Raw genomic sequence first — 12,544 nt, 5'->3', positions numbered from 1 at the left:
TTTTCGCAGTGTGGTGCATTTCATGCATTTTGGTTAGCATTTTTTGCACCTCCTCGGGACTCACGTTCGGCGCGATGGTCTTTCACATGGAAACAGCTGCAGCGTTTTCGCTTTCCACCAAGACATCAAACCAGAGGATCAACTCCCGTGAGAATCGGTTTTTACACGAACTATTCCAAGGAAACTGCCGAGTTCGCCCATGAGGTCGGCTTCACCAGTCTGCAGCTCTCCGCCTGGCCGGGTTCGGCCCTTGACGCCAACACAACAACCGACGCCCAGCTCGCGGAAATCCGCAAGGATCTCGACAGCAAGAACATCCAGATCTCGGCTCTCGGATATTATCCCAACTACCAGCATCCCGACGATCATGAACGCGAGGCGGCGCAAGCCTATCTGCCCAAGGTCATGGACCTCGCCTCTCGTCTCGACGTCGAGGTGGTGGCGACCTTTGCCGGCCAGGACCCGCGGCTCAATGTCGAGGAGAACATCCCCGCTTTTAAGGAGCTTTTCTCCCGCTATTGCGATCTCGCCGAAAAATCGAACGTGAAGATCGCCCTCGAAAATTGCCCGATGATCAACGTCGTGACGATGAGGGGCAACAACATCGCCTACAGCCCGGAAATCTGGGACGTGATCTTCGACGTCGTTCCCTCCGATCGCCTCGGCCTCGAATTCGACCCGTCGCATCTCGTCTGGCAGGGCATCGATTACTGCCAGGCGATCAAGGACTATGCGAGCAAGGTATTCCATGTTCACGCCAAGGACATGGAGATCGACCGGAAGATTCTTGCCCGGAGCGGGATCCTCGGGCGCTCGTTCGCACCGAAAAAGGGCCTCGATCGCCGGTGGTGGCGGGCGCGCGCGCCGGGCTGGGGCGAAGTCGACTGGCCGAAATTCATCAGCGCCGTCATCATCTCGGGCTACCAGGGCAATCTCGATATCGAGCACGAGGATGACGTCTTCGCGAGCATGCAGACGATCCACTCGATCAGATCGGAGGCCGACGTGGTCAGCAATTACAGCCAGGAGCGTGCTGGCCTGCGGCTCGGCTACAACACCCTCTCCAAGCTGATCGTGACGTGAGGCGGGAGGATCAGATGAGCAATTCAGCCGATCATGCTTTTCAATGGCGAGGATCTTTATGCGGCAAACTTGCAAGTCCAAGGCTGCCGGCGCTGACGCTGAAGACCGGCCCAGCGAAACGACGCACCGGACCGCTAACGTGATGGCTAGCAGCGACATCAGCGCCAGCGCGGTCAGATGCATTATAGGCACTAAGTACTTTATTCAATCCAACAGCTGAAATTTCAAATGTGACGATGGAAGTATTGGCCGTGCTATCCCGAATTAATTCCCGTTGAAATTACTTGTATATCAGGTGTAAAATTGCGGGAGAAGAAGTCGTGGCGCGGCTTCGTGGTAGTAGAAGGAGGAGATTGTCATGGCAATCGCTCTGATGAAAGGAAAACGGACGCAGGATTGGGCAAATTTAGTCCTGGCGGTATGTCTGTTCGTTTCTCCGTGGGTCTTTGGCTTCACAAGTGAGGCAATGCCAAGCTGGAACGCTTGGATTGTTGCCGTCATGCTTGGCGTGCTGGCGACCGCAGCACTTTCGGTATTCGCCGAATGGGAGGAATGGGCAAATATGGCGCTGGGTCTGTGGTCTATCGCATCGCCCTGGTTGCTGGGTTTTGCCACGAACGTGAGTGCAATGTGGACAGATGTCGTTCTTGGCGTGCTTATCTTCGCTGTATCGCTGTGGGCGGTCTGGGACGTTCATCATCCACACGCCCATGCTTAGATTACGACCGCCTTGCGTCAAATGACCGCCGCAGCGGCGTGTTGTGCAGGATCAAGGCAACCAAGATTTCGAACTGCTCCTCGGCAGCCCAACGACCGAGAGTGAACTGCTCGAATCGGCGGGCCGCAAGGTCCGATTCTCGGGCTTGTCGTGCATTTTTTTGGCTCCGGCTGCCAGACCTACCCCGATCACAATTGGCCGTCGATCAGTTTGGAGACCTCGGATGCCGGCAGAGGCCGAGAAAAGATATAGCCCTGAACCTCATGGAATCCTTCCGCATTGACGATGGCCAGTTGATCTTCTGTCTCAATGCCCTCGATGGTTGTCGTTATGCCCAAACTCTCACCGAGGCCTGCGACGGCTCTGACGATCGCAAGCGATTCCTTTCCATGCGGTAGGTCGCGAACGAAGGCTTGATCCACCTTGATCTTGTCGAAGGGAAAGCTTCTAAGATAGCCGAGCGACGAATAGCCTGTTCCGAAATCGTCCATAGCGATTTTCACTCCAAGGCTACGCAGCTCCTGGAGCAGATGGAGATTGTGTTCGCTCTCGTCCAACAGGACCGATTCCGTTATCTCCACTTGCAAACGAGCGGGAGCGAGGCCGGAAGCGGATAGGGCACCGGCCACTGCCTTGACGAGGTTCCGATGCTTGAATTGGACCGGCGATAGGTTGACGGCTATGCTGACATGCTCGGGCCATTGAGCGGCCTGCCGGCAGGCTTGAGCGAGAATCCACTCGCCCATCGGCACGATCAGCCCGGTTTCTTCGGCAATGGGAATGAACTCCGACGGCGCAATCATGCCTCTTTCCGGACTGCGCCACCGCAAAAGCGCTTCGCAGCCTGTTACGCGGCGCGATCGTAAGCTAACAAGCGGCTGGTAATGCAGTTCGAATTCGTTCCTCTCCAGCGCACCTCGGAGCGCAATCTTAATCTGCTGGTGCGCTTGCAGTTGAGCATGCATCGCCACATTGAAGCGTCTGTAAGTGCCACGACCGCTCGACTTCGCGCTATAGAGGGCGATATCCGCCGCTTTCATTAATTCATTCGCGGTCGCCCCGTCGTCGGGTGCAAAAGCAATTCCGACGCTCGCTCCAACAGTCGCGCTGACCCCTTCTATGGTAAAGGGCTCGTATAGCAATTCGATTATTCGTTGAGCGAGATGGCAAGCCCCATCTTCATCCGTTGCAGCCGGGAGTATGATGGCGAATTCGTCACCCCCCAGTCGCGCAACGATGTCTGTGGCCCTCACGCTCTGAACCAACCGGGCGGATACCTGCCGCAGTAATGAATCGCCGGCCGGATGTCCAAGCGTGTCATTGATTGCCTTGAAGCCATCGAGATCCACGCACAGTACTGCCACACATTGATTTGCACGTCTTTCATTCAAGACGCGATCGAAGCTTTCGCGGAAGAACACCCGGTTCGCAAGCCCGGTCAGCATGTCGTGCTTTGCCATGTGAGCCATCTGTTTCTGGGCGAGGAGCTTGTCCTCCTCCGCCCGACGGCGCTCGGTTGTGTCTCGGCAGAAAATGGAAATACCGTCTTGAGTAGGAGAAGCACTTGCCTCGATCCACCGATCGAGTGACGTTAAGTAGTCCTCGAAGAAGGAGCGCGAGCGTCGGCTCATCACCTCCTGACAATGCTTAGCAAAAGTTCCTTTCCTTTCTTTCGGGAACAGTGTCCAAAAGACTTTTCCAAGCGACTCGTCCCCAATTCGCAAAAGTCTTTTGGCATTTTCATTCAAATACCGGATACGCCATTCGGGATCGAGGAGCATGACGCTGTCCATAGTGCTCTCGAGAACCGAGGAAAGCTGTTGGGCCGCAGCTTCTGCCCGTTTTTGCGCGCGGCTGATTTCCTCGCTGGCGCGCTTCGCTTCAGTGACGTCGCGCCAGATCGAAAGCATTCGCACCGGTTTTCCTTCGCGCCCCATAACCGGTGCTGCGATCACATCCATGCATCTTTCCCTGTCATCGGCATCTCGAATGGCGATCTCGAAACGGGCCGTTTCCCCCGATCTGACTTTGTCCCAACCGGTCTTCACCTTTTCTGTGTCTGAGGCTTTGCCGATGACATCCCATGTAGTTTTCGACAGCGGTGCCTCTTCAGTAAGACCGAATATCTTCCGACCTGCCATGTTCATAAGTAGCGGTCGCCCCTCGAGGTCGAGCACGCGCACGCAATCGGCGCTGCTGTCAAATATGCTCCGGATGAAGGCTTCCGATTCTTCTTGGGCGATCTCCGCGGCTCGGCGCTCCGTAATGTCGAGAACTGATCCGACATACCCCAAAAAAGTTCCATCGGCAGAAAAGCGGGGATGGCCGACATCAATCACCCATGCCCAGCTCCCATCAGCTCGCCGCAAACGGTATTCGCAGCGTACCGATGCTCTGCCCGCCTTTGCGCTGAAAAAAGCCTTCTGCACTTTCTCCAGATCTTCGGGATGGATAACATCCACCCAACCAAAGCCAAGCGCCTCGGACTCAGTTTGGCCGGTGGTCTCTAGCCAGAGGCAATTGAAGAAACTTGTGTCGCCCGATGGATCCGCCATCCAAATCATCACCGGCGCATTATCAGCGATTGTCCGAAACTGCACCTCGCTTTCGCGCAAAGCCTCAATGGCGCGCCGTCTGTCGTCGACATCCTCGAGGACACCATACCAGCGCACGATCTTGCCAAGGCCACTGCGCTTGGCGGCGGCTCGAACTCGAAACCACCGATAAGAGCCTGTCCGAGACAATAGCCTGTATTCATAATCCAGCGGGTCGCCGCTCGAAAGAGAATGGTGCCAATGCTCTACAAGCGGGCCAGCGTCCTGCGGATGCACGGCTTTTCCCCAACCACTGCCGACCGTCTCTTCTACGCTCAATCCCGTAAATTCGGTCCAGCGAGGACCCACCTCTAAAACGTTTCCCGCCGGGTCTGCAATCCAGGGAACTTGCGGATGAAGGTCGACAAGGGAGCGATAGTGATCTTCGCTGGATCGAAGGGTGTCCTCCGCCTGACGCAATTCCGTGACGTCCACTATGATGGCGACCAGAAATTTCTCCTCGGTTCCCCCCGCTGGTACACGCACGCAACGTATTTTGGTCAGCAGCGTTCGTCTGGCGCCATCTGGCGTCGTCACCAACTCCTCCAGATGATGTTCCTCGCCGGTCGAAAGTACGACCTGCTCCAGGGATACAATTCTGTCGGCTTCCTCCTTGGGCAAAAAGTCATAATCGGTATGCCCCAGAAGCTCGTCGCAGTCTCTACCCAGAAGTGCGCAGCCTGAGCTGTTGGCAAAAACAAACCGCGAGCGATCATCCTTTACGATCACCGGTTCGGCAATGCCGTCCATCAGATATTGGAAAAAGTCATAAGATTTCTTGGATGAGTTTTGCGGAAGCGGAGCGTTCATAACTCGATTTTTCCACCGAGCGGCAGTCAACCGACCCTGCCCGGTAGAATTCCTCCCTGGTTGTGCAACCTCGGCAAACTCTTTTCAGTCGCAATTGGTTCCAGTCACTGTCTACGATTTTTGCGACTTCAGGTCGTGAGGACTTAGGTTGGAACGCGGTCGCGCAGATGGTCGACGGTCTCTAAACAATCGAGCCCTTTATCGGCAACAATCGGGAAAGAGTCAGAGGCAGTCGTGAGCCGTAAAGCAAATGAACGCCGTCCGACGCCAAAGGCAGGCACGGATTACGGAGCGAAAGCACAAGCGCTGGACTTGATAATGCCCGTGGGAGACGCCGGGCGCGTGCAACGTGATAGAGCGCGGATCGATCGAGCGCAGCCTACCACCACACGTTGGACTGTTCAGAGCTCGACATCGTGAAACTGTATTGCCGCTCTGGCAATAAAAGCAGGCCGGCGGATCGAGGCTCAGCGAATAAGCCTCCTCGATCTCTGCCATGAGGAAGGCGGTCAGCTCGGGATCTTCGGTCGGGGCGAGATCGACGGGGTGGCGAAGGTTCTTGCGCCTCATGCGTGGCAGCATCAGATCGAAATCAGGTTCGGGAACACTTGTGCGGGGTATCGGCTATCGTTTCTCGGTACGAAGGGTGGCGAACGCTTGGGGCGATTAAGCTGCTTTGCGGGATAGCTCAAGTTTTTTGCGGATCTACCTTGAATTTCAAGGCATCATCTGGCGTTGTCCAGTGAATTTGGCCGAAAGCCTTTGCTCAGCAATTCATAAAGAGAGTGATCTGCCTGTGTCCTACGCTGTATCAAACCTCCTTCTCGATCTCGATGGAACGTTGGTCGATTCCCAACCGGGCATTCTCTCAAGCTGCCGGGCAGCCCTGCGGGCACTAGACCATGAAACGGACCCGGAGATGGATATTCGCTCGATCATCGGGCCGCCGATCGAGGACGTAATGCGCTACCTTCTCAGCTCATTCGGCGATGATCGCACCGCGGAAGCTGTCGAGGCCTACCGGTCTGACTACGGAACTCGTGGCCTCTTACTATGCGAGCTCTACCCAGGGATCAGGGAAACGCTGGTCGAGCTGCATTCTCGAGGCGTCCGTCTCTTCCTGGCGACCTCAAAACGGGAAACGTTCGCTCGGCGCATTCTCGACAATCACGGACTGTCGGATCTCTTCCAAGGCATATACGGCTCGATGCCCGGAACAGGTCTGGAGCATAAGCCTGAACTGTTGGCGCATATTCTGCGGGATACGGGGCTGGACGCCCAGGACTGCCTGATGGTCGGCGATAGAAAATTCGACATCGTCGGAGCGCACGCGAACCGAATGCGCGCTGTAGGGGTTCTTTGGGGCTATGGTAGTCGGGAGGAACTTGAACTTGCCGGTACGGACGTCATCGTGGGCGCACCGGCGGAGTTGATGTCACTAGCCAGAAAGGCGGTCTCCATCTTGTGATGCATCGCGGAACAATGGGTGTCAGAATGTCTTTTGTGTTATTGGCCATGACAAGGGCTCTGCAACATGTGGGCTATCTTACTCGGAGCGATACTAGTGATCGTGGGGCTTCTTTACCTGTTTCGGGAGGCCCTTGGCGGGCGATTGAGCGAACCGTACAGGTCACTGCAAGGGAATGAAACGTTAGAGCCACAAGGCCAGGGAATCCGATTTCTCGGAGTATCGAGAAACTGGCCGGGATTATTGATCATCGCCGTCGGCGTACTTCTGCTAGTGTTCGGTGGATATCTCTAACTAAGCCACGACGCTTCGCTTGAATGCTCCACTTTCCGCGAGAGACGGCTCAGCCCGGTCGCTACTTCGGAGCCACCTTAACAACCATTTCCGTCCTCGCGCGTTGGCATCGAAAAGGACGGGCTAAGCTATGAAGTCAGAACAGTTTCTCGAACGTTGGAAATCCGAACATATCGACAGCGGCACGCAGCAGGCTGACGCGTTGAAGCTAGTCGAGGAACTTGTCGCCGATGCTGAGAATGAGGCCATTCGCCAGGAAATGCTCGCACAGGCGGCGGGCTCGTCAACTATGTCGTCGGCGCAATCCGGGAAGCGGTCGAGGAGGGGCTTCGGTAGCTGCACCGCGCTCGATGTCTCAACGCCCCGAGATGGGGCCGACGGTCGCTATTTCCGTAGACACGCTTGCCGCGAAAGGCTTCCATCTTGCTCTTGATGTCAAGATCGTTCGGAGAACACACTGGAGGGATGACGAAGTGGTTGACTATCTGCCATATATTGCGGGCGCCGCCCTGGGACTGCTGATTTCATTTATACTGTCGAACCTTCTTGCGCTTTCGGGGACTCCGCAATTGATCCTCTTTGGATTGTTGCCCGCGTTTTGCGGTGCATTGCATGAAAACATCGTTCTGCGGCATTCACGGAAGCGCTAAATAGGCTCAGCACGCGTCTCAGCCCTGCTGGTGCGGTTTGTCCTTCAGCTATGCAGTGTCGGTTCGATCGCACGTCATTCGACGCTCATTGGGTTCGAAATCCCAGCGTCTGTCGCGTGGTCATAACGAGCAACATCGACGCAAGTGCGTCGGCAGGTACCCTATCTATGTTTCGATGCCACGGTTAGTCTTCGCGCGATTGCTTGATTTCGACGGGCGTCCGCATAATGATTTCCCGATGCGGGAACGGGATGGATACGCCAGCTTCCTTGAACGCGTCCCACAGCGCCATCAGCACCTGGCCCCTGACATTTGTCAGACCGTTTGCGGGGTCGGAGATCCAGAAGCGCAGCCGGAAATCCAGCGACGAAGCCCCAAAGCATGTAAGCCAGCATACCGGCGCCTTGTACTCGTTTGCAACGCGATCTACCGAAGAGGCAGTCGCGATCGCAATTCTAGCAACTTCATGGGGATCGCTGTCATAAGCCGTACCAAAGTCGACATCGATCCTGACGTAGTCACTGGAGAACGACCAGTTGACGACCTGCTGGGAGATAAAGTCCTCGTTGGGGATGAGGTATTCCTTACCATCACGCGTGATGACCGAGACGAACCGCGAGCGCAAATCGCGGATTGAACCGAAGGTGTCGCCGAGCGTGATCGTGTCACCTGGCTTGATAGATTTGTCGAGGAGAATGATGATGCCGGAGATGAAGTTCGATACGACCTTCTGAAGGCCGAAGCCTATTCCTACGCCAACTGCACCGGAAAAAACGGTCAACGCCGTGAGGTCGATGCCGGTCGCTGATAAGGCAATTGCGCCGGCGATCATGATCAAACCGATTTTTATGAACTTGCTGATCAGCACCTTGATCGATGGGGAAAGGTCGCCCGACCTCTGTACCCAGTGGGAAAGAACGTTACCGATGAGGACCGCGATCCAAACAAGCGCGACGGCCAAGACGGCGGCTTTTAGCACAAGAAGAAGTGAAAGGCGGACAGCGCCCAGATTGACAGCCAGTCCATCGAGCGCGGAGAACACGGGATCGTCAAGCCGCAGCGCGTATAACGCGACGTAGCCCCAACTAAAGATTGCGACGATACGCGACAAAGCGGGATTACGGATAATCTTGGTCAGAACTGAGATGATGAACCACGCCGCCGTCAGCGTCAGGGCAGTCGAAACTAGCCACCGTTGCGATGGCCAGGTGTTTTGAGTCAGAATGACGTTTACAAGCCATAACCAGACCGCAAGAAAAAGCCACTTCAAGCGTCGCATAAAAGCGATGATGACGCGCAACAGGTCTGGATTACCCTTGATGCGCCTGGCTTTCGATTCCAATGCAGGTTCAGTGCGTGATGCTAAGAATGACGCTGCAACGTAACCGACGGCAATGAAGCCGAATTGGTAGAACGTCCATTCGCTCATTACGAACGTTCTGAACCACTGTTCGAATGCGTCGATTGTCTGCCTGACGTACATGGCTCCGGCCTTTAAACAGCTTCAGGCAGATAAAGGCGTCGACACGAGTTTTTGTTCAATCCACCCAACGATTTCCGGCGATCGGGCGACGGCCACCGATGACAGCGAGCTTCGTTCTCGCGCTCCGTCATGCCAGATGCCATCGCCGACATCATGTAGACGCTGGAAGACGCCTTCAGACAGTCACCGATTTGTAACACCCCACGACTTTGCGCCATGCTTTTTTTGGCGTTGCCTGAGCGGCAAAGAGGAGAACGGTACTGAGCTTTCCTTGCGATGCCGCTTCCCAGAGCCAATTCATTAAGGCCGGCAAGGCCGTTCCCAAAAAGGCCCTGCGGCAAGATATATCTGACGCCAATATCGCGCGACGCGCGACCGACTATTGGCGGCGACGTGGTCCAATTGCCGGGCTGCCCGGAAAGTCCTGGGCTCAACTTGGCCGCAGCGTTTTGCCCGATATCGCTGCAATCTCGCTGTAGGTAAGCCCCTGCTGGCGCAAAGCCTGAAGTATCTCGAATATTTCCCGACGGGATTGTCTGTGGGCCAAGTGGGCACGGCGATGTTGTGCCGTAGCGCCGGCGATAGCATCTTCGGAGAGAATGGGTCTAACATGGGCGTGACCATAAACGCTCGTCTGTTCCTTGATCGCCGCCCTGAGATTTTCGACAAGATGAAAACGGTCAACCACCTGGCGGCCTGCGGAGCACCCTCTCTGGCGGCCTGTGCATGCACGCCGCAGCGATCTCGGCTAACGACCTGAATGGTGTGGTGTTCTTGCAATCATGCTTTTGCGCTCTCAACGCTGCGGTCATCCAGGACATCGCTCGGCCGGACCATTGCCGGTCTTGTCAAGGAGAGCGGAGGCGACATTCGCTTTCAGGGCCGGTCACGCGACGAAGACTGGCGCGATTACCGCCTGAATTGTCAGATGGTCTTCCAGGACCCTTATTCTTCGCTCGATCCGCGCATGACGATCCAGGCGCTTGTCGAGGAGGCGCTCAGGCTCGTGCCGGACCTCGAGGGCGATGCCAAGCGCAAGCGGGCCTTGGAAACGCTGGAGGAGGTTGGTCTTAGCAGTGACTACGCCAACCGCTACCCGCATGAACTGTCGGGCGGCCAGCGGCAACGCGTGGCGATCGCGCGGGCCATTGAGCGACGCCCTCGCTTTCTCATTGCCGACGAGCCGGTTTCAGCGCTCGACGTTACGGTCAGGGCCCAGGTGCTGGAGCTCTTCTCCAATCTGCAGAAGCGCTACGGCTTCTCCTGCCTTTTCATCAGCCACGATCTCGGTGTCGTCGAACAGGTCGCCGACCGCGTCGTCGTCATGCAAGACGGGCGCATCATCGAGGAAGGCGACCGCGACAGGATTTTCGATCACCCGAAGGAGGCCTATACGCGCCGGCTCCTCTCGGCCATTCCCGCCCTGGACCAAACGAAAAGGGTGGTGTGATACTCAAATGGCGCCTGGAGAATTGATGTGGTCAGTCTTTCCAATTCTGCTTCGGTTGCCGAGCGGCTCGCAGAGATCTGCGACACGCAACCCTCCGTAACCCGCTTCTCCCTGCGTGACGCCCTCACCGGCATGATGGTTCTGAGCGGCAATGTCTGCACCAAGATGGTGTTCGAGCGCCTGACGCTGGAGGAGGTCGACACTTATTGCAAGTCGATCGGCCTTGTCGGCACGCACCACCGGTTTCTGATCCCGCCGCTCGCCCTGTCGCCGGATCATGCGCTGAAGTCGGTGACGACCACCACGGCGCGCGACCAGGCCGTACTTCTTCAGATGATCCTCGATGCGCAGACTTCGGCGGCAGCTCAGGAAAAGCTCGGCGTCTCGGCCGCACTCTGTGCCTATGCGCTGCAGACGCTGAAGAACCAGATCCTGCGTTATGCGATCCCGTCCCGACTGCCTTTCGGCACGGTCGTCGCCCACTGGGATGGATTTGCGTCATAACAATCAACGACAGATAAGAGGGTAGAACAGTGAAAAAGCTTCTTCTTGCGGGCGCGGCCCTGCTCGCATTGGCAAATGTCGCGGCAGCGCGCGATATCACCGTTGCGCAGAGTTCGGACCTACGTCCGAACTCCTTGCAAAAGCGCTCGAAGATAACGGCTTTTCGCTCCGGCGTGGCGTGGCAGGCATGGAGACGGCCTTTATCGGCGACTTCGGTGCCGGCAAGCCGGTGATTGCTTTTCTGGGCGAGTTCGATGCCCTGGCCGGCATGAGCCAGGTTGCCAATGTGGCTGAGCGCCAAGCCGTGGTCGATGGCGCGACGGGACATGGCTGCGGGCATAACCTGCTCGGCGTCGGTTCGCTGATGGCGGCGGTTGCGCTTTCCCGGCACATGAAGGCAAATAATCTCCCCGGCACCTTCCGCTATTACGGGTGCCCGGGCGAGGAGGGCGGCTCAGGCAAGACCTTCATGGTGCGGGCCGGGCTCTTCGATGATGTCGATACTGCTCTGACCTGGCATCCGGCGCCGTTCAATGGGGTGCGCTCGACCAACAATCTCGCGGTCATCGAATATTATTATCGATTCAAGGGTGTCGCTGCGCATGCGTCGAACGCGGCCCATCTCGGCCGATCGGCGCTCGATGCGGTAGAGCTGATGAATGTCGGTGTCAATTTTCTGCGCGAGCACATGCCGCAGGATTGCCGCGTGCATTATGCGATCACCGATACGGGCGGCAGGGCCGCGAATGTCGTTCTGGCAGAGGCCGAGGTACTCTATCTGATCCCTTCTCCGGAAATGCCGCAGGCTCTGGATATTGCCAAGCGCGTCGAGAAAGTAGCGCGCGGCGCCGCCATGATGGCGGAAACGGAGGTGCAGATCGTCTTCGACACGGCTTCGACCAATCTCTTGCCGAACATCACGCTCGAAACCGCCATGCACGAGAATATGATGGCGCTCGGCCCGATCGCCTTCGACGAGGCGGATCTTGCTTTTGCCAAATCCATTCAGCAAACCTTTACCGACGAGGCGATCAGGAGCGGTATCCGGCTCTATCAGATCAATGGAGGTGTCTTTTCCAATGCGAAGATCGACGCCGCTGCATCTCGGCTTGCGCGAGTTCGAGGGCCAGTCGCATTTTCGAGCTGGATCGACCGATGTCGGTGATGTCAGCTGGGTGACGCCGACGGCGCAATGCTGGACGTCGGCCTGGGCGATCGGCACCTATCCTCATACCTGGCAGGTGGTCGCCCAGGGAAAGAGCGCAGCCGCCCACAAGGCCATGGCGCATGCTGCAAAGGCGCTTGCGACGACTGGGCTCTCGCTGATGACGACGCCCGAACTTCTGACCGCGGCCAGGGCCGAATGGGCTGACAAGACCGAAGGGCAGGCGTATATCTGCCCGATACCCGACCATGTGACGCCCGGATCGGTTCACAGCGGTAACTCACGTCATTCTGTTAGCGGTGACTAACCCATACCTGTTTGCAAC

6 protein-coding genes and 3 pseudogenes are annotated in these 12,544 nt (G+C 56.9%); 7 read left to right on the top strand and 2 right to left on the bottom strand.

The annotated features are described in order from the left end of the window. Positions 1-147: 147 nt before the first annotated feature. A complete protein-coding gene (locus N2601_RS28505) occupies positions 148-1,083 on the top strand; it encodes a sugar phosphate isomerase/epimerase family protein (RefSeq protein ID WP_158704614.1) in 936 nt (311 codons plus the stop codon). Positions 1,084-1,441: 358 nt separating this feature from the next. Further along, positions 1,442-1,801: an SPW repeat protein gene (locus tag N2601_RS28500; RefSeq protein WP_104827720.1), complete on the top strand. Its 360-nt coding sequence runs from the start codon at positions 1,442-1,444 to the stop codon at positions 1,799-1,801. 188 nt (positions 1,802-1,989) lie between these two features. Here N2601_RS28500 and N2601_RS28495 read toward each other — a convergent pair whose 3' ends face one another. After that, a complete protein-coding gene (locus N2601_RS28495; RefSeq protein WP_104827719.1) occupies positions 1,990-5,205 on the bottom strand; it encodes a PAS domain S-box protein in 3,216 nt (1,071 codons plus the stop codon). Positions 5,206-6,001: 796 nt separating this feature from the next. Between N2601_RS28495 and N2601_RS28490 the strand changes: the two genes are divergently transcribed. Beyond that, positions 6,002-6,673 carry an HAD hydrolase-like protein gene (locus N2601_RS28490; protein WP_104827996.1) on the top strand — a complete coding sequence of 224 codons (672 nt, stop codon included), beginning with the start codon at positions 6,002-6,004 and terminating at the stop codon, positions 6,671-6,673. Positions 6,674-7,317: 644 nt separating this feature from the next. Next, positions 7,318-7,617, top strand: a complete 300-nt coding sequence (locus tag N2601_RS28480; RefSeq protein ID WP_104827717.1) for a hypothetical protein — start codon at positions 7,318-7,320, stop codon at positions 7,615-7,617. A gap of 184 nt (positions 7,618-7,801) precedes the next feature. Here N2601_RS28480 and N2601_RS28475 read toward each other — a convergent pair whose 3' ends face one another. Beyond that, on the bottom strand, positions 7,802-9,100 hold the full coding sequence (locus N2601_RS28475; protein WP_104827716.1) for a mechanosensitive ion channel family protein: 1,299 nt from the start codon (positions 9,098-9,100) through the stop codon (positions 7,802-7,804). A gap of 808 nt (positions 9,101-9,908) precedes the next feature. Between N2601_RS28475 and N2601_RS28465 the strand changes: the two are divergent. The 3 pseudogenes from N2601_RS28465 to N2601_RS28455 form a co-directional block, all read left to right on the top strand. Beyond that, a pseudogene (locus N2601_RS28465) lies at positions 9,909-10,576 on the top strand (ATP-binding cassette domain-containing protein); the annotation flags it as partial. Between the two features lie 49 nt (positions 10,577-10,625). After that, positions 10,626-11,042: pseudogene (locus tag N2601_RS28460) on the top strand (serine hydrolase); the annotation flags it as partial. A gap of 133 nt (positions 11,043-11,175) precedes the next feature. Beyond that, a pseudogene (locus N2601_RS28455) lies at positions 11,176-12,526 on the top strand (M20 family metallopeptidase); the annotation flags it as partial. Positions 12,527-12,544 lie beyond the last annotated feature (18 nt).

Origin of the sequence: Rhizobium sp. CB3060, assembly GCF_025200735.1 — a bacterium.
Lineage (GTDB): Bacteria > Pseudomonadota > Alphaproteobacteria > Rhizobiales > Rhizobiaceae > Rhizobium.
This window is presented reverse-complemented; position numbering and strand designations above follow the sequence as displayed.